Origin of the sequence: Bifidobacterium intestinale (assembly GCF_023656765.1) — a bacterium.
Taxonomy (GTDB): Bacteria; Actinomycetota; Actinomycetes; order Actinomycetales; family Bifidobacteriaceae; genus Bifidobacterium; species Bifidobacterium hominis.
The window spans coordinates 35353-62352 of sequence record NZ_JAMOKR010000001.1 but is presented as its reverse complement, the minus strand read 5'-3'; the positions used below and the strand labels follow the sequence as shown (position 1 = coordinate 62352).

Below are 27000 nucleotides of genomic sequence, written 5' to 3'. Positions count from 1 at the left end.
TTACCTCACATGCGCCGAGACGCCAGTCAGCAGCACACCCTTTTTGGCACGTGTCATAGCCACATAAATGAGACTTCGTTCCTCCCTGTAGATGTCATTCAACGCAGCCGGATCGGCACCGGCAGATTGCAACGCGGGCTTCGGCGGGCATACACCATCGTTCACATCGACTACCACCACATAGTCGAATTCCAGACCTTTGACTCGATGCATGGTGGCGATGCGAATTCCTTGCCTTTGCCTGTTTTCTGCATCCCTATCAAGCCGGTACACGCCATACGGCAAGCCGTCATCAAGCGTCTTATACCACTGGTCGATGCAGTAGCGACTTCTTGCCACCACACACACATTACGCGGATCCACACGCCCGCCGTCGGACTCATCGCTGGCCGCGTCTTCCGCCGTGCCGCACAATCCATAAATCCATTCCCTAACGGCATCCATCTCATCTGACTGGGATGCAAACCGCAGCGCTTCGGGAACGGGACCGCTCATCAACGATCTGCTATCGCCGGTCGGACTCTCCCCTCCGTCCAGGTCATCGAACGTTGTGGCCGGTGAAGCATCTTCGATACCATGAACAGCCGCGAACACTGAATCCGCGACATCGGCGCCGGAACTACGGAAAATGGAGTCGGCTGCGCTACGAATCTGTTCGGTGGTGCGATAGTTGATCCGCAATTTGCGGGCACGCCCCTGGATTCGGATGCCGCATTTCGATAGCACCGCGATATGCCCGTAGATGCGCTGCTGTGCATCGCCGACGATGAAGATATCATTGTCTCCCTCATCCACCAGAGCACGAATCACACGGTATGCCGGCGTGGAGAAGTCCTGCCCTTCATCGACCACCACATGCGCATATTTCCTTGGCATATCGCCCTGTGTGAGCAATGACACAACGTTCTGCATGGCCGTGTCCACATCGTACGCGTTGTTTGCCTGCATGATACGACGATACGTTTCCACAACCTGCCATACGGCCAGCTTCTGGGCTCGGTTCAATCTCGTACCGCGCCCCTTGCGCAGCACGCGCATGTAATCGGCAGCATTCCGCACCTGTTGCGGCACAATTACCTGGCTGAGCTCACTTTTGAAGAAGGAAACCGTGAGTTTCGGATCGTTCACGCCGATGGACGCGATAGCCTTACGCCACGCGGCGTCAAGATCGTTGCCATAGTCGGAGATACCGTCATACCAAATCTCACCGGAATAGCCATGCCCCGTCAGCAGATCTTTTACGAGCTTGTCGAGATTGACCACGTCGATGGTATTGAATTCGTCTGGCGTGCAGATGAGTTTCAGGTTCGATGCAATATCGGTGGCAAGATTACGCGAGTATGTGGTGAACAGCACTTTCTGACGGCTACCGCTTCTCAGCAGTCTTGCAGCGAGACGTTTCGCGCGATGCATGGCCACCACGGTCTTTCCCGTACCGGCACCGCCGAGCAGGCGGAACGGACCATGGTAATCATGTTCCACATAAAGACGCTGCGATGGATGCAGGAACACACGCCACTGTTCCAGCGGCGCATCCAGAATACGTTTGAGATCCGCTTCTCCCTGCACGACCACGAAAGACTGCTGTGATGCATAGCTTGATAGAGCGGCACGGAAGTCCCCCGGATCGGTCTCTTCGCCAGAATCGATGGACGAGGCGGGTATCTGCTGTTCCAGCCCCAGCCTGTCGCTGGTCTGGCCTTCAGTCTCATCAAGTAGACCGAAGACCTCGGACTTGGGAAGTCCTTCAGCGACGAAAGTGAGGTACGCGAAGGCATCCTTCGGGAGTTTGGACCCCCACCGTTCAAACGCTTCCCATGTTTTTCTCGTGCACATGACCGGCACGTACATGTCAGGCACACCGAACCGGCGCATGTCATTGTCCGTCAATGCCCGGTAAGTGTCGGGAAGCGGACCGGTATGAGGTTCGGAGGCTTGCCGTGGTGCCTGCTGCGGCGTCTTGGACGCCACGGCTGAAGTCGCACTAGCTGAAGCTGTTCCGTGATTCGTGCCGTAATGGTCTTCCATGGGAGGAGAAACGGATTCCGGTACAGCGGAATCCGGTTGGGGCACATTTGCGGCAACGCTCCCCCATCCAACTTCGTTTTGGAGATCGTCACGTATTGCCGCGTCGATTTCCTCTTGAGGAGCCATATCGTACAGCTGGATGGCCCTCGTATTCGGGTTGACGCTGATTCGCTTTGTTTCCGCCCATTTGTAGGCGTCATCGTGGTCTCCAACGTACAGCAAAACGTACACGTTGCTGCTTTTCTGGAAAGCGATGATGGCGCGATATCGCTGGTCGATGCGCGCGGAATACAGTTTTTCGTCCGCCGCATTGGCGATTCGTTCCAGATTGATTCCAGATGATCGAGGATTCGCCTGGAATTTTGTCAGAAACGTCGTGGCATGTTTCTGCGCTTTCTTAGGCAGCTCGAGCAGGCTGCGCATGAGATCGCTGCCGAGTGCGACCACGGGTTTGTTCATCGTACGTATATCTGCCATCAGCGTTCCATGCCTTCCGTCAGTGAAGCGAACACCTTGTCAAGGTCATCGTTGTTTTCCGTAATGATAGTCCAGCCGCGCTTGACGAATTCGTCGGCGTTCTCTCGGTCGGATTGCAAGTCGTAGGACGGGAAAAACACGATCTTCCCATCCTCCCATGCGAGCTCTGCCTGAGCAATGATTTCCTCGTTCTCGTCCAGCAGCTCATATCCGAGTGCATCCGGTGCCGGTATGTCAGACTCAATAAACCGTTTGACGGCCTCCTTGGTTTCATCCGCGCAATACACGTAGGTCGGATCCGCCAGAATATCGTTCCATTCGGAATCATTGTCTTTCTGCAGATCAGGAGCGTTCCGCAGGCCGTTGCGAAGCGGCTCGTACATGGATTCGTCACGTAGCGCAGCATCACCGATAGCATGGAAGTATTCCGAGAATTGCATCACGTTCGCAAAATGCCAGAAGGCTGCCCACTGCGTTTTGAACGCCTCTGCCTCGTTCTCGTCCAAAGCATCCAACGGATTATAATCATCGTTCTTTGCTTTCGCGGCATCACGTTGAATGTCCGAGAACACCATGCCGACGTGGGGTTCGGTGGTCCGCATATCCTCTCCAATGCACAAACCGGATTGGAATTTCAGTCTCGTGCAGTTCGAAGGATTCCAGGACGAGCAAATCATGAATGTCGATTCGTTCTCGCCGTGCAACGCTTCATTCCGATGCAGCATATCCACGGCCTGAGGTTCAACGTTCTTGTTTCGCGGATTCAGAGCATAGCTCATTGCCAGCGCTTGGATGGCGAATATCCGTTCGGCATCCGGTTCCGCGAGATAATATTCCAGCATGGCCATTGCCGAAACTTCGCTGGGGTTGAATTCGTCAGTCCTCTTGCCAATCGTGCTCTTGTAAGCCACCGGAGACGGCATGGACTTGGGTGCCAGCATCGGATCGGCGAGCTGCGCCGCATCCTTGCCCTGCACGTATCCGATCACATCGTCATAATCCAAAGACCATATGCGATAGCCTGCCTGACGAAGCGCTTCCCTCTTCAGGGAATCCTGGGCGACGATGCCTGCATGGTATTGCAGACCATCGGTGAAGATGGCAACCGGCTTTCTTCCGTCATGTTCGACCACGTCACCGGATTCGTCGATATTGCTGACCGTCAGCACGAAATCAGGCTTGCAGGGAATCGCGACCCCATCGGCCGGCCCCAACGCGACTTGTGGCTCGACGCTCCACACGCTTCCGTTCACGGTGATGGAATATCCGGGTTTGCTATTGATGAATTCGTCCTTGACGATGGCACGACGTCCCTTGGCATCGTCGGATTCCGCGAAGGGATGGGCATGCATGCACCGGAGAGCTTCGATGAACTGCTGTTCGAGTCCACTGTCGAACAGTTTGTTCGTGTTGATCTTCGAAACGGTCTTCACACGACTGCGTTTGTTGGACGGGTCGAGGATGCCCGTGAGCATCGCCAGCGCGGTCTTACGGGAAATAAGTTTCAGGTCCTGGCTTTGTCTGTATGCATACAGGCATCTGTAGCACCCGTCGCCGCCGTTCTTTGCACATTCGCAATGCTTCATGACTTCCTTTGACCTGGAAAACACCTCGAACATCGTATCCGGATCGGACAGCTGCTTAAGATAGCCAGTTCCTCCGGGCACTGTGTCGTATAGTGCAAGATAGGTTTTGCGCAGTCCGGAGTTATCCGGCAACGGCTCGTTCATGAGTGTCGCCTGTAGATGTTCCACATTGCCGAAGCGTTCACGCAGCCCAAGCATCACTGCGGCGGTCAACGACTCCGCAGCACCGTCCGCACCTTGGGCATCGGCAAGCCCTGGCACGAGCATACGTAGCACTTCCGATTTGACCTCACGGTATAGGAACAGGCACGTGCCGTTCCGCTCCGATTGCTCCAACTGCTGTTCCTGCGCCTTCTTGCGTTCCGGACAGAAGTAGGCGTGCCGTGATTCGCGCTCGCCGAGCAACGCGCCGCATTTCAGGCACACGTTGAAACCGTTACGTATCTCCTTGCTACCGGCGATTTCCACCGAGGCTCCCCTATCAGAAACCTGTCCGAAGTTGATTTCACGGACTGTACCCTGCGGCGTGTAATCGAATCCGAAGTTCGTGATTCCCTTGAACTGCCATCCCGATTGGATGTCCGCCGGATCGATGTCCACCATCGTATTCTTCAGGAACTGAGTCTTGGGTCTGCTGTCGGAGGTGTCCTCAATCAGGCTTTCGCTGTAGGTCTCATCGGATATGACGGTGTCGATGCGCAGCATCGGCCTTTTCTGGCCGTTATCGGCCCACTGCATTGACCCACAGGAGGGACAGCTGGCGAGGTTCTCGGTGCTGGAGGCGGGTTCCGCGTGCGAACAGTTCGGGCATAGGCGCCACATTGCCAGTTCGTCGTCGGCACCGCCTTTCGAACATAGCACGCGGCTGATTTTGTATTTGCGTCCGCCCGCGAAGAACGTGTTTCCCGGCGCCAGTTCCGTGATGGCCGTGGCCGCCGGGCGCACGAAATCACGCGTGGCCTTCCCCCTGCGTTTCGTCTTGTCCTGCGCGGCAGGCTCGATTCCGTGTGCCGCATCGGACGGTTCCTTGTCCTCTTTGAGGATGGTGTGGAGGGTCACACCGGTTTCCGGGAACGCATAATTGGGCAGGATGCCTTCGTCGGAAAGGTAGTTGAACGTGTTGGTGTTGAGAATGCTTGTGACGATGCGGCCAAGATTGTGAATCTCATCTTCGCATTCGCGCTGCTGCTCTTCGAACGATGAGTCGGAGGGCTTCTTCTTGAGCTCGTCGAGCAGCTGCCTCGCAGCACTTTTCTGCGATTCCAGCGTTCTGACGGTATCGTTGGTTTTTTGGAACACATCGTAGACGCGTCTGGCCATGGTGCTGCCATCTTCCGTACCGCGTACGAATCCGTCGAGCTGCGTTCGGAGTTCCTCGGAGAATGAGAACATTCTTCCGAATCCGTCGAGCAGTTCGCCGGAATGTTGGCCTGTCCAGTTCAGGAAATTCACCGGGAACCCGCTGGAGCCGCTGCCGTTGACATTATCCAAACAGTTTTTCAATTTGTCGGGTACCACATCGGCCGGTTCGCTGCCGGCATCCAGCATGGCATGCACCCAACGATCCAATGCGTAGGCGGTGAGCTGACGCTCCAACACTGCGGTCGCGTCGAGGAAGATGTGCGGCGGGTTCACCGCGCCTCCAAGCATATCTTTCGGCCGCTGGTAGAAGTACGTGTCGTGTTCCTTGGTATTGGCCACCGCCAGCACCAGGGAGTTGCCGTCACGTCGCCCTGCACGACCGGCACGCTGGATGTACTGGGCTTGGGCAGGCGGAATTGACGAGAGAATCACTGTGGAGAGGTCTCCGATATCGATGCCCATCTCCAGGGTTGGCGTACAGGCGAGCACGTTCACGTCGCCGGGCTTGCGGTTCTTGCGCTTGAATTCCTCTTCGACCTTGGCACGGTCATCGCCATTGAGCAGCCCCGTGTGTTCGGCAGCGTGGATGCGATCGGCTGGCTCCCCGCAGTACAGCTTGCCATAGTAGCGCAATTCCAGGGCTTCGGCTTCGGGAGTGCCGGAGACCAGTCTGCCCGGGCATTTGCGGATACGGCAACGTGCTCCGTTCCACGCGTCAAGGTTCTGCGTGGCGCACGAATAGCTCCGTCCACACGTGTCGCAGATCAACTGCGTTACCTTGCCGCTGACCGTGCAGCCGGACTCGTTGAGCCCGTACACGGTGCGTTCCATTTTCATGCTTGGATAACGTTGCTGCGTGATGAATTCTGCTGCTATGCACTCTTCGAGCACGATTCCCAACAGCTCGTGGTGGATGTCGCCTTCAAGGGCGCCGTCGGTGAGGTATCGGTCGACGATCTGACGGTATGACGGCGAATTCAGGGTATTGAAAACGCCTTTGCGCACTGGCTCCTTGTCCGACAGGAAGTAGGGCATGCCATCCGCGTACATGCCGGGCATCCATTTGATGTTCGTGTTGGAGAGCAGGAACTTGTTGCCATCATTCTGCAGGAACTGGTCATAGGTCACGTCGAAGAACGCGCCTTTCATACGCAACTGGTCGAGGAACGCCATGATCAGTCGGAGCCAGTCGGCCTCCATGATGGAATTCTCGTGCAGTCCGATCTCGTTATGGCAACGTTCGGCAACGGTCTGTGCCACACGTTTCAGGAGAATCTGGTCGAATGCTATTGCGGCGCAGCCGGATTTCTCCAACGTACGTCCGGTACGGGAGCGCATGCCGAATTCCAGCAGCGATTCCAGTCGGAGTCTGCGCTCGATCCAATCGAGCAGTTGACGGCGACCGGGCCCTGCGGGATTGCCTTGCAACACGGCTTCGTATTCGCGCATCCATGTCATGTTCGGCGCGATGAATCGCACGATGTATTCGTTGTCGTCCGGATAGCGGCGATGGTAGTAGTCGTTCTGGCTGTTGAGATATTCGGCGAGGGAGACGCCGTCCTTGTGTTCCTCGCGCATGTAGTCCATGGCGGAGTTGCGCAGGGCGAATCGCCAGGTGCGGGAGTTGAACACGCTGGCTCGGTAGGAGGCGTCCTGCACACTGTCGGAGAACACGATGGCCTTGCTGTCGTCGTTGAAGGAGTCTCCGGAAAGTTGGGTGAGCATCACACTGACCTGCGTGGTGGTTCTCACACCGACCATGGCAATGTCCTGTTCGCTGCCGCAGAACGGACACTGATAGTGTTTGCGGTTGCCGGATACAAGCTCCATGCCCCTAGCGACCATGGGTATGCGCTGCTCTCCACAGGCCGGGCATTCACGTTCCGTGGATTCGAAACGTTCTACGACCTGTTCCTTCATGCATGCATTGCAGAACCAGACCATGGCTCCGTTGTCGGCATGCGGGTCAAGAACATAATCCATGGTGCAGGGTTGCAAAGTCGCCAACGCATTGTCGGCATGGTAGGCGAAATACTCGTTGTAGAACGTTCGAGGGTCACCCATACTAATACCGCCGTCTTTGCCGGCAAGTCCGATCCATGCGGTTCCTCCGCAATCACGGCAGTTGATCACCGGCATGCGGGTCTTGAGGTCGTCTTTGGACAGTTCGACGACCGGACGGTAGTCGATGCTCCCTTCCTGCGGAGTGATGTTGGCAACCACGCGGCCAAGTTCCTTGACCCATAGTTGCACCTGTACGTTCAGGAACGGACGTGCGTGCTCCTCCGAACCGGTGCGCGCGTGGGAGACGAGCGCTATCAGCGCGTCCACACAGGCCTTCTGCTGGCGTGGGTGCAAGGCGTTGAACCTTGCATCCATGATGGCGAGCCTGTCCAGCAGTTTGCGATCGATTTGCTGAGGTTCGTCGCAGATAAGCGAGGACAGGCTGGCCAGGAACCTTGAATGACGCAGGGATTCGGCGAGCCAGATGCGTGCCTTGTCTGTGGAGATCGGCTCTGTGGGGGCGTCGTCAAGCCACGCTTGGGCCGCATGGGCAAGGTATTCGTCGGGGTCGACGTCCTCTTCGAGTTCGATGAGCCGGTCGGCCTGCGCGGCAGTAGGCATGGTGTCGTCATAGTCGCTGGTGACGAAGAATTCGTCAATGCGAAGACGATCCTCGGTCACCACGGATTCCGGTGTGAACGTGGTGTTGAAGATTTGGCTGGCATACTCACAGACGTCACGTACTGTCTCTTCGGTGCCCATGGTGGCCGACGTGCCGACGAAGCACATGTCGTCGCTGGTGGTGTTCAGCCTGTCGGTGAGCCTGCGCAGCAGGCAGGCCAGGTCGGTGCCCTGCGCGCCGTCGAAGGTGTGCAATTCGTCCACGACGAAGTATTTGAGCGTGTCCGGATCGTTGTTGTCCCAAATCCGGGAGTCTTTGGGGCGTACCAGCAGGTAGTCGAGCATCTTGTAGTTGGTGAGCAGGATGTCCGGCGGGTTTTTGAGCAGCTCATCGTGGCTGGTCACGATGTTGGTGGCGGTCATGGCGTGGTTGTCCTTGTCGCTACCGCCTTGGCTCATCTGGCCCACATACATGCCCGCGGTCACGTTGTTGCGCAGTTCCGGACTGTCGTGGATGAGTTCGGCCAATCGCTTCGCCTGGTCGGTGGCGAGAGCGTTCATCGGGTAGACGAGGATGGCCTTGATGCCCTTGCGGCCCAGCCTACGCTGCCGGTAACAGTAGTCGAGAATCGGGTACAGGAAGCATTCAGTCTTGCCTGATCCGGTGCCGGTGGCCACCAGTGTGGATTCACCGGCGGAGATGCGTTCGAATGCGCGCATCTGGTGCGCATATGGCCGGTACGTGGGGTGCAGGCATGGGAACGGGAATTCCGCATGTTTGCCGACCACACGAAACGGCAGTTTGACCGATACGAACGGCTCCTGGGAAAGCATGCCCTCCTGATGGGCGAGTTTGCGGATGGAGCCGCGGAACGGCTTGTTAGTCATGGGGAACGTGGTCTCCACGTAATCGGCGAGTCCGGACTGGATGTGCCGTGCAAGCACCATGGGAATCATTTGTTATCTCCATACTTCTGCGTGAAGAACTTCCACGCGGTTTTGTAATCCTCTACGCGATCGCATTTGTCGAACGGCGCCACGTATTCGATGGTTCGCTCACGTGGCCCACCCGGCTGGGTGTCGTCCATGATGGTGCGGGTGAACACCTTGCCCGCAGGCGCATTCTTGATCTTCTCGAAATCAGGACGTTTGAAAGTCAGATCACCATAGTTCTTCTTGGAGAACACGATACGACCATTCGCGTCGTACCAAGTGTCATCCTCGTAGCCACTCAGCACGGTGAAGGTCAGGCGGTAGATGTCGATGAGCTCGTCCAGGGTGATGCCGAGCGCCATGGATGCCAGCACGTCCAGCTCCACCAACGCCTGCCGGCGTTCATAGTCCGTACGCAATGGCGTATGCCAATCCCACTCGTCCGTCAATGAGGTGAACGTATCGGCGGTAAGTCGAGGATCATCCTTCGCCCAGCTCATAGACGTGTACGACTCCTCCCAGCAGGATTGCCACAAATCCGCATACGACTTGGTCAGACAGTTGAGCAGCAGACCGCGGAGACGAATTTCGGGAGCAAGGTTCGTCTCAGGGACTGGCAAACAAGCAAGCGAACTCTTATTAATATGGGGCTTGCCGATGCAGCGAATATAAAAATCATAAGGAATCGATGCTTGCATGCCGCACATAAAAGCGAGCAACGCATAGCGCTCGGGGTGCACACCATAGCCTGCTATGGTGTGCACCCAGGCTGCGCCTGGGTGAACACAAGCAGCAATTAGGCTTCTTTCATTGGAGAGGCTTACAAATTCACGATTGCAAATACGATATACAGCAGAGAACAATGTCCCATCCGGCATATGAGCAGTCTTTTCACGATAATGTTGCTCAGAGCATTTTCTTGCATATTTCGTTCGCGCAAAATATGCTTCATTAATTCCCATAACATCTACAGGGGTGTAGTCCTCAGCAGATGTACAGGTGCTGTTTGCAGATTGCGCGATTGGATTCGCTACACCCAGCATCGGACTTGTGTATATTAAATCTTCTGACGAAAATGCAACCTCATCTTTCAAAATTCCATTTTTACGTGAAATAGTTTCGTTCCACATGCTTGAGAAAGTTATTTCGTCACCAAAATCTTTGAGGAAAAACTTGCTCCGAGCAACTTTCTCCAAAAAAGTCAAAGCTTGTCGATTTTGCACTACCGCCAAAGGAGCATGTCCAATTGAAGTGCCACGTTCCATCGAAAACAGTCGATCAAACGAATCTAATTCGTTTAAACCTATTTCAATGAAGCGATCTTGTTTACTATTCCGCTTTGTTTCAGATGGTTGATGCTGCTGAATAATTTCCTCAAGCTCTTTCACATTTGTTAAATTCCAAATTGAAACAAAAGTACTTGTTGCTTCATTCTTGTATACATTGAGACTAAATTCGGTTTTACTATCAATGGAGAACAGTGCCTCCCGATTGATAAAATGATAATGTTGCGTCAAACGTGGATATAACGCATCACGAAGATGCGTAGCCTTCACATCAGCAAAAAGCACATCAGGATGTATAAAAGCGCTCACGCCGCCATGTCGACACGTATAATCCCAAGCATTCGGGAGAAAACAACGAAATAAGTTAGTCCGCCCCTGCAAGAGGGGGTAATTGCCTATTGCACCATAAAACGCAAGGGATCCGGCAATACCCTCATACTCTTGAAGAAACACTTCCCGCATGTGTTTATTAGCTAGCAATTCGCTCATTCGTCTATTCAAATCCGAAGCTGTGAGCTTATGTATTGCAAAGCAGGGATTTACATCGGAGATAGCGTCGGCCTCTTTCCACTGCACATTCACCCACGGCGGATTACCCACCATAAAGTCGAAGCCGCCGTCCTTGAACACGTCGGCGAATTCGAGCTCCCAGTGGAAGAAACGCTGCTTCTTGGCGACTTCCTTCACCAAGCGAAGCCTTTGCGCAGGTTCCCCATCACCTTTGCACAGCTCATCGAGATTCACAGCATGGTCATACATGTAGTCGCGTTCATGACTATCGTCCATGGTGTCCATAAGCGTGGGCTGATCGTTATCCATCGGAATCAGCGTGAATCCCTCTTCCTGTGGAACCTCGCCGGTAAGAATCAGCGACATTTCCGTGAGGTACTGCGATCTTGTGGGGAGCAGATTAGCCTGATCGATGGGCCAGAACCACAGCGAGCACCAATAGTCCATGGCGAGTTTCAAACGAGCGTATTCACTGGCGTTCTCGGCCTTTTCCGAGTGGTAGGCGATGCGGAGCATCTCATCCTTTTCACGGATGGTGAGGTTGTTGCCGCGGAAATAGTCGTTTTCGATGCCGAGCAAGCCCTGCCCCCGCTTCTGCTGGCTTTCCAAAGTCTTCGCGGTCTTTTTGGAAACGTTCGCATCAAAACCGTAGATGATCAGATCGTCCTGGGTCGCCTTCTCCAATTGCCTGCGCGCCTTGATCTGCCCACGCCACAATTCGTCGATGGTCTTCGACAACGACCTCATCAGACCAATCTCCGTCTGGGAATAAGGCTTCTTGGCGAAATTCTTCTTCCAAGCCTTGATGGTTTCCAGATGTTCGGATTCGATGCTTTTGACGGTCTTGTCGTCATACTTGCACATGTCCGGATCCCCGGTCAGGAACTGGTAGATGCGCTTGGCGGACGACGAGCTCTGGTTGAACCCGATGTGCTTGGGCTCGACCTCATACCAGTGGCGGTTTTTGGTCTTGCTGGTCAGATCCGACTCCAGATATCCGACACGGCGGCCGCCAATCAACGAATTGCCGCATTGCAGCTGAGTGCCGAACCATGGTACGAAGGATCCTTCGCAGATGGTGTTGAGCCATAGGGACACTTCTCCTAGCTCCACTGCCACGGGGTTCAGGTCGATGCCGTAGATGTTGTGGTCGGCGATGTACATCTTGACCTTCTGCAGCTCGGCCTGCCGGCGTTCCGCGGGGATCGCCGCCCGTTGGCCTTCCTCGGCGACCCGTTCCTTCTCCCTGAGGTTCAAATACATGGTGGCCAGCTGGTTGATGGTCTCGTTCAGGAAGGTCGCGGAGCCCATGGCCGGTTCGCAGATTTTCAGATCCAGAATGTCGGTGGCCTGGTGGATACGTGGCTCGATCTCCTTGAGCGCATACTTCACCAGGCATTGTGCGAGACTGTCCGGCGTGTAGAAGGAGGCCGACGTTTCGCGCTCCCTGCCTGCGAGCCGGTAAATGAACGTACCCGGCTCGTAGGTCCGCAGTTCACCGGCATGCGGGCTCTTGTCCGGGTAGCGGACGCGTTCGTCCTCCGAATAGTTGACGAGTTCTCGTTCCGGCACGAAGTAGCCGACTTTCAATGGATCGTAGGAATCCTTGGCTCGCTTGACCTCATAGAGCTTCTCCTTGGCGATGAAACCACGATAGGACAGCAATGCCTCATACACGGCACCCATCTGGCTGATGCCCAGGGCCGCGTAGGAGATGCGCTGCCTGCGCTTGGTCCCCTTACCCGCCTTGGTAACGCTCATCAGATCGATAATGCGCAGCATCACGCTGTCGCGGAGCGTGGTATGTTCGATCAGCGCGGTTCGTTCCGGGTCGAAGATGTGCGCCTTGAGCGGCGGCACCATGAACACCGCATTGGTGGCTTCCTCGCTGGACAATCCCCTGAACTGTTTGTCCGTCTTCGGATATCCGTTGAACACCAGATCATCGAGTCGACGCAACGTGTCCGCCAGATAGGTGGAATCACCAGCCTCATCCATGCGGCCACGCATCTGTTCCGCAATATCTCGCAAGCTGTCCAGCGAATAGCCGGTACGGTAGATGTCGGATTTCATCGGCGCATAGCCGAGCGACGGCTTTGCTTCAATGAACAGGAGGAACAGCAGACGGTACATGTATCGCAACGCCTGCACTGTCAGGTCGCCCGCGTCGATTTCGTCGATGCTCCGCCCCTTGTTGCAGGTCCAGTCGTGGATGACCTCGTTGCCAAGTATCTCCACGCATTCACGTAACGCGGAACGCAGATTGTCAGACACCTCAACCGCGTTCTTCGCAGACGTGTCATCAAACGTGTCAAGCAGACTGTCACCTTTGTTCGGGCAGAGACTATCACGACGTAACAGCACAGCCATCGCCGTATACACATGATCCTGATGCCGGCTGAAGATCTCGTCCAGGTCAAACAGCATGCATTTCTTGTCATTCCATTTACGGCGGTCGATCAACGCTATCTGATGCAACCCCATGAGAAGAATCCACCGTGCCGGCTCGTCGAAATCGGCAAGCAGCATACGTGCATATTCCTCACAGGAGGTGTCGTCCTTGCCAGAGCCGTCTTCGATGGGGCTTTCCAGAACGCCTGCCTCCGCATTATCGGACAGGCTCATCAGAACTTGCAAGCGCGGAGCCCCATCGGAATCATTGACCTGATAGTAGACAGGAACAGACTTCCCTGAAATCCGGTCGGGCAATCCCTCGTCTTTGGCTTGATTCCCCTCCTGCGTATAGCCGAGTGCGGCGAGCATGCCGTCGATGAAAATCCGTACCCGTTCAGCTGGAAACAGATCGTTCTCGTTGTTGTTGATGACTTCGGTGAACGACTGGCGCATGTCCTTCAGCAGTCGCGCTGGGCGTTTCTCAGGAGGAAGCTGTTTCCAAGGTGCGGAGGCATTCTTCACTTCATCCGGGAAGTATTCCTTCATGTAGTACGGCGTGTAGAAGTCGTTGACCGCCTCGATGCCCGGGAATGTCTCGTTCAGTTCCTTCGCCATGGTCTCCCCCTCTATTCCTTACCTACGAATGCGGCCGCAATGCGGATCACCGGCTCACCGGAAGCGTCCAATGTGTCCTGAACCCAGTCGGCATATTGTTCGAGCATCCGATCAACCTGTTTTGTGTTTTCCTTGGTGTTTTTGCCTTGGGATTGCAACAGTGCCTTGCGTGTATGGGACCAATGCTCGATGCGGTCCATTTGCTGAGTCACTTCTTCATCTGCCTGCGCACGATATTGTTCACCGCAATCGCTGAGCATGCTCTTGCCGCGCGATACCGCATCCTCCAACAGCAGTTGTGCCGCATCTATCTGTTCGGAGCTGGCCGCGGAATCCTCTCGATTCACATAACGACGTTCAGTGGTTCCCGGAATCAAGTTCCCACGATATCCGGTGATACGCCACACTTCCTCAAGTGGCAGTATGCCCATGCATTCGCCATCGAGATACCGTACACCGAACCATTCATCGATCACCGGGGATGCATGCCTGTTGGCGACCATGCCGTTCATCAGCATAATCGTCTCATCCGCATGCAGGTTTCCGTTGGTCACGCCAATAATCGGGGCCTCGTCACGTTGGTACAGCAGTGAGGAAGCCTTCAACCCGACCCATTCCGTGATTGGATTCAATTCCCACAGGTATTGGACCCGACTCCATGACTCGTCGTTGATACGGGCCAGCAGACCGTTGGCTTGGTCTTCGCAGTATTTCGCGTCATCACTCCATTCAGCGATGTTGCCTCGCAACACCTGCGTGTTCGGCACACGTCTGCGCAGCCACGCGTGCAACGGGCTATCCCCTTGGAACTCCACCGCGAATCCATGAGCATCACGCAACTGACGTTTCGATTTAAGACCAGCCGACTGCCGGAACTCCTCGCAGGAGAGCCCCTCATCCACATACTCGTAATCCGACATCAGCGTAGAGGAATCGACTATGCCGCCATCGTCGGCGTTCCCAGTCACGCTCTCCCCTGCGGACTCGTTTTCCTCAGTGCTCGTAGTATCGGAACCATCCAGCGTAGTGAGGTTGAAAAAACTCAATGGATCGAAAACATCGTCATCCGCCACAGTCTCAACGTCTCCGGAACGTTCGTCCGAATGATCGATGTCCTCATCGGGAATACAAAGTCTGGCCGCGAAATTCTCCGCTGATTCGCCGGATTCAATCGCTTCGCGGGTGAAATCTTCCTCCTGATCGACGTCGAATTTGCCCATGAGCAAGGACGGATCGCCGATATCCTTACGCGCCTGGTCTTCCTTCTGCTGCAGAATCTCGAGGATATGCGTGTCACCTTGAATCTTTGCATTACGCGAGTTAATCATCATGAAACGAATATCAGGCTGTTTGCGCTGCCCATAACGGTCGATGCGTCCGTTACGCTGCTGGAACACCATCAACGACCATGGAGTGTCGAAATGGATGAGTCTGTGGCTCAGATAGTGCAGGTTCAGACCTTCAGAGGCCACGTCGGAGGCCACAAGAATGCGTACAGGCGAGGACTTCGTACCGAAATCCTCGACGATTTTCTGCTGCTCCACATCGCTCATGCCGCCATCCATGGAGACGATAGCCTTCTTCGGCAGTTTGAGATCCTGCCGCAAACGCTCCTTAAGATAGTTCTTCGTCTCGATGCGTTCCGTGAAGATCACGATACGGTCATCGGCATCTTCGCCGTTATGCCAACCGTAATCGGCACTGCGCAGAAGCTGTAGCAGTCTCTGGTATCGGGAAAACTGCATCGGACCGATTTCCTCCAAAGCGGCCTTGAGCCCTTCAAGCCTGTCGATGTCTCCGGTCTGATCGGACGCATCTTTTTTGGCAAGCCGCTTCACTCGCTCGTCGATGGTCTTAATGCACGCTGCCGGCGATGAAAACAGACTCTTCTCAAGCATCGTCTTGAACAAGAAGGAATTGCTTCTCTTCTGATGCATATCCATGACGAGTTTCATATCGGTCAGATAATCGAACGCCTCTTCCTCGGCCGCGGTGGCCATGCATTTCTCCTGCGTCACCTTGCGCTCCGGGAAGCTGCCCGATACTTCGGCCATCACGTCCTTCTTGAAACGGCGGACGTACAGGTGTTCGACATCCTGCTTGTCGTACTGTTCCGGATCGGGCAGAGTGGTTGGGTCGAGCATGTTCATCAACGAAGCGAAACTACGGGCACGGCCGTCATGAGGCGTGGCGGACAGCATAATCAACGTATCGGAACGGGAAGCAAGGCGTTTGGCGAGCTTGGCGCGCTGTGCGCTGCGACCGTTGGCGGCACGGTCGGCGACATTCTGAGCCTCGTCGATCACGATGATGTCCCAATACGAGGCATCGAGTGCCGCGCCATATTGGATGTCCCTCTTCAACGTATCAATGGAGATGATCACCTTGTCGTAGTAGGAGAACGGGTTGGCGTTCGCGGGAATCTCGGAACGAATCTGCTGGATACGTGAGGAATCCAAGCTGATCAGTGGAATGGTGAATCGCTCCCACATCTCCTTCTGGAACTGAACCATCATGCTTTTCGCCGTTACCACGAGAATGCGGCGGCCTTTGCGGCGCTTGATGAGCTCCGACATCAGGATGCCTGCCTCCAAGGTCTTGCCAAGACCGACGGCATCGGCGATGAGGATTCGCTGGCGCGGTTGGGCGAGCGCCTTCTTCGCCGGAACGAGCTGGTACGGCAGGGAGTCCATGGCGGCCTTGTTGCCGACATGAATCCTCGCATCAGTCGGCGCTGTGGCGCGCAGCAGACTCTCGATAAACAAGTGCGATTTTGCGGCCCTTGCCGAGGTGTCGGGAATAAAACGCGTCTTCACTGGATCGACAGGCGTGATCGTGTCCAAATCATCAAGGAACGTGGCCGTCATATCCCGCACCAGAGCGGAGATGCCGGTGCACGAGACGGCGTGATTCCCGAGGCTGTTCGGCTCGACCTTATCCACGAGCCATTCCTGGCCGCGAACCAGAACCCTCATGCCCGGAGAGAGCAATTCTCGTTCCGAATGCGCGCCATGCTTCATCGCCATGTGCTCCCCCATATGCTCTTAATCCCAATGTTTTCGCATATATTGTATGCCATTAGGGGTGGAAACCCTCTGCTTTTCCTCATTCTTTTCGTCCAATTCCGGAAACACACCCTTTAGAAATCTGACAAAATCTTTCCACCCGTTCCTACAATGAAAAGGTCAGTGAGGACATGACCATTCAGCGTTCATCATCAACCACAGGAGATTAAACGATGGATCGGGCGAAGACATTAAAAGATGGCAGAGAGATAACTGTCTTCGCGCATGATCTCAGCAGTAAGGGGAGAAAGCGCGTCACTCATGGCGCCCGTTTCAAGTGCCCTTACTGTGGTCGTCCAGTTGATCTCGCCGCATTGGATTCCACGAAAGTCACAACTTATTTCAAGCATCACCGAAATGATGAACTGGCCAAATTCTGTGATGAGTATGTCAGCAGTAACGGATCCGGAAACCTCCTCATGAGGAATCCTGTCGTTCCCATCTTCCTTGATCTCGAAGGCGAATCCACAAAACGGTACGTGCTGAAGACGGGACTGTATGGAATCGGAAAAAGACTGCGCAGCGATCTCAAAAAGACCACAGAGGCTTACATGTCAGTCAATGGGCGAACATACCCGTTATGGCAGATGGCAGCTGAGTCTTTGAGGATTCCCATTCGGAAACTTCCAACGCTGGAACTAAGCAATGAGATAACGGTAATGGCTCCTGAATCCATACGCAGAAGAATAGGAGAAGCCGAAGATTGCAGATCCGGCATGGTATTCACCAGTGACTATGACAGCGCTCCGCCAAATCATGCCAACCATATCGGAATCCGAATCCGACGTGGAAATGACGTGTATGTGGGACGACGTTATTATCTTGTAATCGATTCAAGGGAGCCGAAACTGTCCAAATCGGTTGCCACATCCTTCGATACGGCGAAAAAAGTCGGAGTCCTTACAGCAAACAGCTGTTTCACTGTTTGGCGTGTGTCTGTTGCCGCGTCATCCTCCAAAAGAGAGACCGCTGCGAATATGTTCGCCCATTTCGGCTGCCGTCTTACCGACAAGGAAAGAACAGTCGATTTGCTTTGGCCTCCATCTCTCACCTCCAATGGAATCGATCAGCCATTGTTCGAGAACACATCCGTCATATATCACGAACCCGAGGGAACCGGCAGCCACAAGGATAATGGAACCGTTCAACTCACGCATCCCGCAGAAATCTATGCGCTGGGAGACGACTACATATCTCCATTCGGATATATTGGAACAGGCAAACATGAACGCCCAATTTATGAATTGGACACCGGTTTTTTGGTGTCCCGACCGGATGAATTCCACACATGGCGAATGATCAGCCAAGATCAAATCGATTTGTCAGCATTTTCGGCATCGGAGTGCGACGAAACGTCGGTGATCCTGGCATCAGATGACAAGCCGAATCTGACTTGCTCATTCCCTGTGAACGTGGAAATACGTTCGAGGACAGGGAACGTCCAGACCGAGAGCCTTCTTACAAGCGAGGAAACGCTTCCTACGAAGCGGAAGGATCTGGTTCTGGTTGCATCGGCAAGGAAGGCATTCCCAAGGTCTTTCCTGCTATGCGTAAACAATGCCGATATGACAGTGAAGTCAGCGTCCTGCCCCGTCACTGGGCTTGATTCGAAGTCACGACTGCGAGAAGTAAGTCACGGCATGTCAATTGCAATGAGACGTGCCGGCATCACAACCAGGGAAAATAGCGCATCAAAAAACAAAATACTAATCCAAGCAAGGAGAGGGGAATAAAAATGGCATGGGGACAAGAGTACATAAGAGAATCAATCTGCATGGTTCGATACAACCATGACGGCACAGTCAACAATTATCTCCGTCTTGCCGACTATGATTCCCAAGCGCAGGATATCCCTTTCCTGTGGCTGGATCCCGGTCGTTGGATCGATAAGAACGATCCGGATGACCCAGCAACGCTGTATTCGATGAGCATCACTAGCAATAGTGAACGTTTCAGCAGCGATTTCGTACGCCTGAGGTGGAGGCCTAACCCCTCAAAACCAGACAGACCGACTGTAATTGATCCTTTTGATTTCCATAATTCGTCCTATGACACCAATCCGCGTGGCCTCATCGAGGTGGTCTATCTGACAGACAACAACGCCGCGCTTTCTGAGATGCTTTCTGTCGGATTCGAATACCAAGGCAGACCAGCAGAGCGTATTCTCCTCGTATACAAGCGCCACAAGAAAAACATGCTGGAAGCGACTATGCTCCAGAGCAGCAAATTTGAATTCCAGAATGGAAGAGCGAAGCTGCGCAAATACATGCATGACGGAAAAGTGACGGCACCCTGCTTCATCATCAATGAAGACGACGTGCTGGTACTGCCTAGACAGTTCGGAGAAAAGACCGCACGGATGCTTTATTCAAAAGCCACTCTTCCGGATTCCAAAGGCACCATACCCATCAGGCCTTTTGAGGATTATGCTGACGACTATCTGAAATGGTATTGCGACCAATCCGGCTTCAATTATTCCAAAGACGAGCGTCAAAGAATCGCAGCGTTGTTCAAGGAGACCATCAGCTCACCAACCACACTGGAAACCTATGCAGGAAGACCTCTCAATGAGCACGATGAACAGCTCTACTCGCGCGTAGTACAAAGGCTGATACATGCTGATGATGATTTGATGAATCGGATCATCATCCACGTATTAGCGGCAGACGAAAGCTTCCATCGTAAATGTCTTGAAGTTGTTCTTACAAGCAAGGACCAGGAAATCGAGGAAAAGAACAAGACCCTCCAGCAAATCGAGAATCGTATACGCGAAAAGAACATTATGCTTTCTTCGCTAAAACAACGAGAAGCTGACGACGAAGCCAAACATTCGAAGTCTGTTGAGGAGCTTTCCCAACTCGACCAACAGATAAAGATGACGCGTCGAAATGAGGACGAGGTTCTGAAAGAACTGGAAAAAAACGTTGCTCTGAAAATCGGGCTACGAAGTGTCGTTCGGAACATGCCAACGGCCACCGACAGCCCAATCGGTTCGATTCCCCTCCCCTGCCCTTTGTCTGGCGCATCAAAGAAAGCAGAACCGGGAGTAGAAGCGGGCGGCACGCTCATCGACAATCTCGAGGATTCCGGTATATACGCAATCGGGGAAATCAGCACGGAAAAATTATCAGACGGATTACTGGCAACAATGGCAGCGACCAGATTCCTTGCCATGGATTCATCATTCTGCTGCAGCATTGCCAATTCGTTGTCGTTCACGATATCCGGCAAACCCGCTTACCATGTCGCAGTGCCAATTGATTGGACCAACGCCGACACCGTGTTGGAGAAGGCAAATCAAGTAGACTGCACAGTCTTGGTGATAGACAATATCATCGACACCATGAACGAAGGACTTCTATTCTCCCTCGTGCGATCGGGAACCGATCAGACCATCGTCTTCCCCATCGGAGCGAGAGGAAACCTCAAGCTCCTCGCGCCGGAATTATGGGAACGTATCTTCTATGTACCGACCGATGGATTCATGCAGGATCCATCGGATGAGATGCTGGCCCAATACAAAGCAAAAGACTTGTCCGATATTGAGCAGGTCGAATTCAAGCCCAAGAACAAGGAATCATTGGACGAAAATCTTCAAGACACGCTGCCAAATAACGCGCTCGTGCTTCCATGCAAGATACTCGAGGCATTTCGACGTAACAGCGCCAAAACAGATGAGCAGCAAAAAAGAAAAGGAATGAGCGATTTCCAGCAATGGACAATCGATCATCTGCTCATTCTGGTCTATGCCTTCGCCGGACCGAGAGAAATGATGATCTTCGCCAAAAACATAGATGAGACGAATCGAGCCGAACGGCTTCTCAGAAGAATCGACAAGGACGCAGCCAATGAAGCATGACGACTTGCTCAATATTATGGCCGCGGATCTTGGAATGAGTCGATATCGAAATGAATCGGATAAATCGTTCGGCATCAGAACGGTTTATTCCGCTTCAAGATTCTGGATCGAAGCCTTTTGTCTGGACGATGGACGGATGGGGGCTGATGGATGCCAGCCCGGCATCATTTCAGGAAAACTGAACCTTTGGCTCGACAGAATCTCATCCATATATCCGTTCATAGGACAATGGATTAACAGCCAACGGCACTATACGCCATTTTCCAAACTCCTCTACAACAGACTCATCATGGTCGGTGACATCATCTCCGAGAACAACGGCGGAACATACAGATGTTCCTCCCGCCATACGATTCAAATCGACAATGGCTTGAAGGCGCTCTTAGGCGTTTACGATACGACAGGCAACGACACGTCTCTGCCGATTTCGGGAATGATGCTCTCGAAACGCGACCAAGCTGAACCACAGATCAAACGTAACCCGGAATGGTGGAATCTGCCACGAGAATACTATGCCTGGTCGTCTTGCTCCGACGAGGGAATCAACGAATACGCCGACCCATCCCGAAAGAGCGTCAGAGACTGTTGGATTCCGAAACCCGTTTTACCGGATGGAATCGGTCTTGGAAGGAGACAGGAAGCCCATAAATACACATACTTCCTTTTGCATAACCATCAGGACACTATCGAAGCGAGAATCATCGACGACTATCGATGGCCGTCGCTGTACACGCATCTGAGGAACATCGTGGGCAATCCCTATTGGGCGGACGTGGAAAAACTGGATGATGCCCATTACAGGATTGAAGCGCCTTTCAGCCTACTTCCGCCCGAAACATCCAGATGGCTTGATTTCATGACATGGCCTGAGAAAACCCCCGATGATTGCGTATTCCGAATCATCCGCACCGAATTATTGAAAACCGCCACGGATATGCTTGAATCCTGCGGAATCAAAGTAAGGAACAGCAAAACATGCCAGTCCAACTGAGTATCGCCGACGCCGAGAAAGCCATCTCGAATAGACTCATCGAATACATCGAGACCGAATACTTCGGCAAGACACGGGAGCTTCTTTCCAGATGCAAGGAAACACTCGCCGCCCCTGGAACACTGTTCCAGAAACCGTATCTGGAGGCGGCGAAAGCCTATCAGCTTGCCGAAGGAGGTATCGGCAATGCCAAGATTCCGGAACGAATCAAAATCCTTCTCCAGACTATGGCGGAGAAAGACAAGGGCGTGTTCGCCAAACCCTATAGTCACCAAATCGAATCCCTCGAATCATTCTGGAACGGCTATGATGTCCTGGTCTCCACGGGAACCGGTTCCGGAAAAACGGAATGCTTCATGTGGCCGCTCGTATCCAAAATGGCGGGAGAGGCAATAGGATTGACCGGCGACCGTCAGTCGTGGGAAGGAAGCCGGGCGGTTAGAGCATTGATTCTGTATCCGATGAACGCTCTTGTATCAGACCAGGTCGGCCGTCTGCGCAAAATGGTCGGCGACAAGCAAGGAAGCTTCCTTGACATATGGAAAAGTGCCGTCGGGGATGTACGACGCCCCCAATTCGGCATGTATACCGGCAGGACACCTTACGCAGGTGACGCAAGGAGCAAGCGACGCGACAAGGAATATGCCGAAACACTGCGGCGCGATTTTTGTGAACTCAGTGAGGAGGACAGGCTTCATCTGTCAGAAACGGGACGTTTCCCGGAAAAGCAGGATATTCTCGCCTATGCCGATGTGATCGCGGAAGGTAGGGACGGATGGAGTCCACTGGATGCTGAGATGCTGATGCGTTTTGAAATGCAACGGCATACGCCGGACATTCTGGTGACCAACTACTCCATGCTGCAGTACATGCTTATACGATCCACGGAAAACGGTATCTGGAAGAATACCGCGAAATGGTTGGAACGGAATCCGAAGGAGCGAATGCTGCTCGTTCTCGATGAGGCGCATATGTATAAAGGCGCTGCTGGAGGCGAGGTCGCCCTGCTGCTGAAGCGCCTTGCTGCAAAGCTCGGTGTCGGGATGGATCGTTTCCAGTTCATACTGACTTCCGCTTCCATTCCCGAGGATCATGAGCCGGTCGCACGATTCTTCGAGGACATGGCTGGCAGATCAGCTTCAAAACTGCGCATCATCACAGGCAGGGAGCAGAAAGTCATCTGCGGTCCCCGAGTCCTTTCCGCGAAGGACATTGTAGCCGCCGCTGGAACCAGTGATGGGCCGGATACGTCGATGACATGTCTCCGACGATTCTTGTCGGGAATCGGACGACCTGTTCCGAATGACATGGATGAACAAACGATACGAGAACTGGCCGGAGACGAGCTCCAGAAGATTGAGCAATTCGGAATGTTGGAGGAGATTCTCCGCCAGAGAACAATGACTTTGGACGAGATCGCGGAAGAGATCTTCAACGACGAGCCCGATGCCGCCAACGCGACCGACATCCTGCTGAACATCGCCGCATTGGCCTTGAACGATGGACGGCCGCTCTTGCCGACGCGCATGCATCTCTTCATCAGAGGAATCCAGTCGCTCACGATCTGTGCCGATCCTGGATGTCCTCATGTGGAGAAAAGAGATGATCTGCCGCTTGGCAAGGCGTTCATCAACAAATCGGCTGGGCGCTGCCTCTGCGGCGCGAAGACCTACGAGCTGGCCACCGATCGTACCTGCGGCGCTTTGTTCCTTAGAGGTTATGCCAACCCCAGTGAAGACGGCTTCTTCTTCTGGAACGAAAAACCTGTCGGAAACAGTGAAATCAAAGAACTCATCATCATGCCGATAGCGGAGGATTCCCGCCCTGACGATGTCAAAACAGGATGGCTCAATACGATATCCGGCAAGATATACCGTGACGATCATCACGGACAACCGCATTTCTCACATGTGGCCTTCTCTTTCGACCAACCCCAAAACATGGATGGCAAAAGGATGCAGTTCACCACCTGCCCGAAATGCAATGGCCGTCTTTCAGTCAGCGATTTCACGACCAAAGGCAACGAACCGTTCTACAATGTCGTCGCCGAACAATTCTCGTTGCAAGAGCCTTCAAGTGACCCGGAAAAGCTACGAAGGAATCCGAACGCCGGAAAGAAAGTGATCCTCTTCTCCGATAGCAGACAAGCCGCCGCCAGAATAGCGCTCGACCTGACCGAATCCTCCGATAAGGACCTGATGCGCAAGCTGTTGTGCCGGGCGGCATACGACCTGTACCAGCAGTACGAAGACGAGGCAACGGTCAGTGCGATTTACCCGATGTTCCTGAAAACCGTTTCGGAACATAAATCACGCATCTTCTATGGAGATGATCGCACAGTCGTAATGGATCAAATCAAAAGCGACCAGAGACGTTTCGACAATCCACACCGTTTCCTGAGAATTCTAAGAAGCAGCGACAGCAATGTGCCGGAAGAGTATCAGCGCCTTCTTTTGGCACTAGTCTGCGACCATTATCGGTCCCTCAGCGACATGGCCATCGGATGGATAGATCCTTTTGATGAAGATATATTCGACATTAGCGAGGAACTTGACAAGAGCGGAATTACTGAAGACGAGTTCAAGGCTATTTTCTACGCGTGGAGTGAATATCTGCTCATCCACAACGCCGCTTTGGACTCAAATATCAAATGGTCCACACGAGATAAGGCAATGCCTTTCTCCAGAGAATATGGCATAGACCATGACAATATTTTCAAAGGACAGACTCAGGGAAAGAGATCGTTGTACGAGTTCTTGAAAAAACGTTTCGATGCTGATGAAATGACGCATCTCACGAATGCACTAAATCATTTCCTTGAGACATCAGCGAAAGATATTCGATACAAATATCTGAATCCGCACCGCCTCACATTGAGAATCGAACCGAATACCCAATGGAAAGTATGCAGTCGCTGCGGCAAAAACGCACCATATGATCTATGGGGCAAATGCCCTCATTGCCGGCAAGGCGACATGCATGAACTCGCGGATTTCAGTTCCGTTGCGTTCTGGCGCGATCCAATAGTCAAGATTCTCCAAGGTGATGACGATTCCCTACGCGCAAGAATCAACACTGAGGAACATACAGCCCAGCTGTCCCATAAGGATGGTCAGAGCGAAAGCTGGTCCACCACCGAGGAATACGAGATGCGGTTCCAAGATATTTATACGTCCGATAACGAAGAGCCCGTGGATGTTCTCTCCTGTACGACGACGATGGAAGTCGGTATAGATATCGGATCCCTTACCGCAGTGGCGCTTCGCAACATTCCACCGATGCGTGAGAACTACCAGCAAAGAGCGGGACGCGCGGGTCGTCGTGGCTCTTCGATATCCACTATCGTGACATATGTCGATGCCAGGCCATTCGACAACCACTACTTCGAACACCCGGATCATATTGTTCGAGGAGAGTTGAGAGAGCCACACATCGATGTGGATAATGAGAAGCTAATCAGACGGCATCTGGCGACCATCCTGCTCACCGATTTCAGCACCGAACATGGATTCTCAATGGAGAACATCACCATTGAGGATTTCTTCGAAAGCTATTGGAAGGAATGGAATTCCTTCCTCAAATCGTACGATTTCGGCACCATCGTCCAGCAACAGATAATCCCACAGAATTGGAAGCTGGATCCCGATGGATTCCGTCGGGCCCTATCTGTGGAATTGAACAATCTTAAAGAAGATTTCGGGAAATACAGAGAAAATTATCTGTCCGCAGATAATAAAACCTGCAAAAGTCTTTTGGACAGCCTCCTTGAAGCAGCCATACTTCCAACGTATTCCTTCCCTCGTAACGTCACCGGATTCGATATCGAGGATTCATCCGATGCCAAAACACTCGAGCAACGTCCGGAACGGTCACTCGACATGGCCATCAGCGAATACGCCCCAGGACGGGAACTCATTGTGAATAAGAAACGGTACATTTCTGGCGGGATCTACTCGCATTCGTCAAGATTCGCTAAAAAACAGGGAGAATCTTTCGAACCAGCAAGAAAATATTTCAATAATAAGGACTATCACAACGAGGTACTTCTCTGCACAAACCCGACCTGTGGATGGTTCGGATACGAAAAAGAATTGAGAGAACCTGACCGCTGCCCATTCTGCAAAGAACCCGGACTTGAACACAAGCCATTCCTCAAACCATGGGGATTCGCGCCAAAGGACGGAAAGCCTTCCCCATCAGCAAGCGAGCGCTCCGAACTATTCTTTGCGGAACCACCCTTCTATTCCGCAACGCCTTCCGAAGAGATGACGGATGCCGGTTATGCTCATATCAAGTACAGCGAAAGGCATGACTGCTCCCTTATGGTCATTAATAAAGGGCCGAATAGCGAGGGATTCACGATTTGTTCCCGGTGCGGAGCCGCTTTCCCGACAACGGATTCAGCAGGTATAGCTAAGCGTATCAAGGCGCCTTATACTAAGACTCCGCAGAACCGGCAGCCTGACTGCACGCATGACTTTGACAGCGGAATATATATCGGAGACGTGTTCAATACGGATATGATCATATTCGCCCTCCGCTTAGACCCGAGCGAGGTGAGTGTCGGTCAAGCGAATAGATGGCTGAAACGGGCTCGCGTATCACTTGCCGAAGCGATGCGTCTCGCCGCCGTCGACCTGTTGGACATCGATTTCAATGAATTATGCGTCGGCAGCCGCTCACGTCTTGATGGAAGTGGTGAATCCGCGTTCGCAGACGTGTTTCTTTTCGATTCTCTCTCCAGTGGAGCCGGATACTCGTCCGCCCTTTCCAAAGGGCATAATCTCGAGAAACTCTTCGGCAAGACTAGAGGCATACTCACCAGTTGCGATTGCGAAGATGCATGCTTCTCCTGTCTGAAGCATTACTATAACAAGCAATTCCACAATCAGCTCGATCGTCACGCAGCACTTGATTTGCTTGACTATGCGATGAATGGGACTGTGAGAAATCACGTGTCTGATGGTGATGCACGGGATGCCTTTGCTTCGCTTGCAGAAGTGATCCAGGATGACGTAAGGGCGGTATGTTCATTCAAAAGCGACAAGATGACTTTCATGCTGGATGGCAAAGAGACTACTCTCACTTGCCTTCCGGATATGAAACCCAAAGTATCCGCGTCAGCAGTAAATGAATATTGGCAGTACGAGTTGAAGCACAACGTTCCAGGAATTGTCGAAACACTCATCAAAGAACGATCAGGCGATTCCACGTTGTTTTGATTCCTTCAATCGGTAAACGTCCTTCTTGTGAAGGTTGCATCGCATTC

Annotated in this window: 8 protein-coding genes; 4 read left to right on the top strand and 4 right to left on the bottom strand. The window is 53.3% G+C overall.

From position 1 onward, the window contains the following. Genes NBH13_RS00210 through NBH13_RS00195 form a run of 4 tightly spaced genes read right to left on the bottom strand, consistent with a single transcriptional unit; the run spans nt 1 to nt 16842 of the window. Entirely contained in the window at nt 1–2505 is a 2505-nt protein-coding gene (locus NBH13_RS00210; protein WP_250778477.1) for a UvrD-helicase domain-containing protein, read from the bottom strand. Then, nucleotides 2505–9035 (bottom strand): DEAD/DEAH box helicase, encoded by a 6531-nt coding sequence (locus NBH13_RS00205; protein WP_250778475.1) that lies wholly within the window; start codon nt 9033–9035, stop codon nt 2505–2507. The genes NBH13_RS00210 and NBH13_RS00205 overlap by 1 nt, the downstream gene beginning before the upstream one ends. Beyond that, nucleotides 9032–13816, bottom strand: a complete 4785-nt coding sequence (locus NBH13_RS00200) for an Eco57I restriction-modification methylase domain-containing protein (protein ID WP_250778473.1) — start codon at nt 13814–13816, stop codon at nt 9032–9034. Before NBH13_RS00200 ends, NBH13_RS00205 begins: the two co-directional genes overlap by 4 nt. 11 nt (nt 13817–13827) lie before the next feature. After that, entirely contained in the window at nt 13828–16842 is a 3015-nt protein-coding gene (locus tag NBH13_RS00195; protein ID WP_250778471.1) for a DEAD/DEAH box helicase, read from the bottom strand. A 212-nt stretch (nt 16843–17054) separates the two neighbouring features. On the opposite strand from NBH13_RS00195, the gene NBH13_RS00190 reads away from it, so the two are divergent. Genes NBH13_RS00190 through NBH13_RS00175 form a run of 4 tightly spaced genes read left to right on the top strand, consistent with a single transcriptional unit; the run spans nt 17055 to nt 26953 of the window. Next, nucleotides 17055–18614, top strand: a complete 1560-nt coding sequence (locus NBH13_RS00190; protein ID WP_250778470.1) for a hypothetical protein — start codon at nt 17055–17057, stop codon at nt 18612–18614. A gap of 2 nt (nt 18615–18616) precedes the next feature. Continuing rightward, on the top strand, nt 18617–20740 hold the full coding sequence (locus NBH13_RS00185) for a hypothetical protein (protein ID WP_250778468.1): 2124 nt from the start codon (nt 18617–18619) through the stop codon (nt 20738–20740). Further along, a complete protein-coding gene (gene druD / locus NBH13_RS00180) occupies nt 20730–21731 on the top strand; it encodes a Druantia-type antiviral defence protein DruD (protein WP_250778467.1) in 1002 nt (333 codons plus the stop codon). Before NBH13_RS00185 ends, druD begins: the two co-directional genes overlap by 11 nt. After that, nucleotides 21716–26953, top strand: coding sequence for a DEAD/DEAH box helicase family protein (locus tag NBH13_RS00175; protein ID WP_250778465.1), 5238 nt, complete (start codon nt 21716–21718; stop codon nt 26951–26953). Before druD ends, NBH13_RS00175 begins: the two co-directional genes overlap by 16 nt. Nucleotides 26954–27000 lie beyond the last annotated feature (47 nt).

What these genes read in the sequence shown, in the direction of transcription:
- NBH13_RS00210 (WP_250778477.1), bottom strand. Translation starts at nt 2,505, where the DNA reads ATGGCAGATATACGTACGATGAACAAACCCGTGGTCGCACTCGGCAGC.
- NBH13_RS00205 (WP_250778475.1), bottom strand. Translation starts at nt 9,035, where the DNA reads ATGATTCCCATGGTGCTTGCACGGCACATCCAGTCCGGACTCGCCGAT.
- NBH13_RS00190 (WP_250778470.1), top strand. Translation starts at nt 17,055, where the DNA reads ATGGATCGGGCGAAGACATTAAAAGATGGCAGAGAGATAACTGTCTTC.
- NBH13_RS00185 (WP_250778468.1), top strand. Translation starts at nt 18,617, where the DNA reads ATGGCATGGGGACAAGAGTACATAAGAGAATCAATCTGCATGGTTCGA.
- NBH13_RS00175 (WP_250778465.1), top strand. Translation starts at nt 21,716, where the DNA reads ATGCCAGTCCAACTGAGTATCGCCGACGCCGAGAAAGCCATCTCGAAT.
- druD (WP_250778467.1), top strand. Translation starts at nt 20,730, where the DNA reads ATGAAGCATGACGACTTGCTCAATATTATGGCCGCGGATCTTGGAATG.
- NBH13_RS00200 (WP_250778473.1), bottom strand. Translation starts at nt 13,816, where the DNA reads ATGGCGAAGGAACTGAACGAGACATTCCCGGGCATCGAGGCGGTCAAC.
- NBH13_RS00195 (WP_250778471.1), bottom strand. Translation starts at nt 16,842, where the DNA reads ATGGCGATGAAGCATGGCGCGCATTCGGAACGAGAATTGCTCTCTCCG.